At 75.1% G+C, this 1,098-nt stretch carries 1 protein-coding gene; it reads right to left on the reverse strand.

Annotation, left to right across the window (positions count from 1 at the left end; genetic code table 11):
- On the reverse strand, nucleotides 1-1,098 hold a 1,098-nt coding region (locus ACFV4G_RS43555), incomplete at both ends, for a polyketide synthase dehydratase domain-containing protein (RefSeq protein WP_380449223.1).

The following is a 1,098-nucleotide window of genomic DNA, read 5'->3' on the forward strand; positions in this document are numbered from 1 at the left end:
GGCGTGGAGTGCGGTGTCCTCGGGGGTGGTGTCGGTGTCGAGGTGGACGATCACCGGTTCCGGGGTGTCGGAGTGACCCGAACCCCCACCGGACGGTCGTAGCTCCGTCCAGCCCACCTCGTAGAGCGGGTCCGTTCCGGTCTGCGGCGCGGCGGTGAGCGCACCGGCCGGCAGCGGGCGCAGGTCGAGGGCGTCGACGGCGGCGACGAGCCCGCCTGCGGGATCGGTCAGCACCAGCGACACCGTCTCGCCGGCCAGCGGCTCCAGCCGGACGCGCAGCGCGGTCGCGCCGGTGGCGTGCAGCCGGACCCCGCTCCAGGAGAACGGGAGCCGGACGCCGTCCAGGCCCTCGCGCACCGGCAGGAGGTGCAGCGCGGCGTCCAGCAGCGCCGGGTGCAGGGCGAACTCGTCCGTTCCGCCGCCCGGTTCCCCGGGGACGCCGACCTCGGCGTACAGGGTGTCGCCGAGCTGCCAGGCGGCGCGCAGGTTGCGGAACGCGGGGCCGTAGCCGTAGCCGAGCCCGGCGAGCCGGTCGTACACCTCGTCCACGTCGGTCCGGACGGCCCCGGCGGGCGGCCAGGTCGTGTCCGGTACGGGCGTGTGGCCGCTTTCCGCGGAGAGGAGGCCCGAGGCGTGCCGGGTCCAGTCGGCGTCCTCGCCGAACCTGGCGTGCACCGCGAACGGGCGTCGGCCGTCGTCCGCAGGGACCCCTACGGTGAGCTGGAGCGACGCGGCGCCGGTGGTGGGCAGGGCGAGCGGGGCCTCCAGCGTGAGCTCGTCCACGACCGGGCTCTGCGCGTGCTCCCCGGCCCGCAGGGCCAGGTCGACGAAGAGGCTGCCCGGCACCAGGGGCACACCGTCGATGCCGTGGTCGGCGAGCCAGGGGTGGGTGTCGAGCGACAGCCGGCCGGTGAACAGCAGGCCGCCCTCACCCGCGAGTTCGACCGGTGCGTCGAGCACCGCCGCAGCTGTCCTCGCCGGATCCTCCAACCAGTAGCGGCGTCGTTGGAAGGGGTAGGTGGGGAGGTTGGGGTGGGTGTGGGTGGTGGTGGGTGGGGTGGGGGTGTGGCCGTGGGTGTGGGTGGTGGCGAGTGCGGT

Source organism: Kitasatospora sp. NPDC059747 (assembly GCF_042732955.1).
Classification (GTDB): Bacteria; Actinomycetota; Actinomycetes; order Streptomycetales; family Streptomycetaceae; genus Kitasatospora.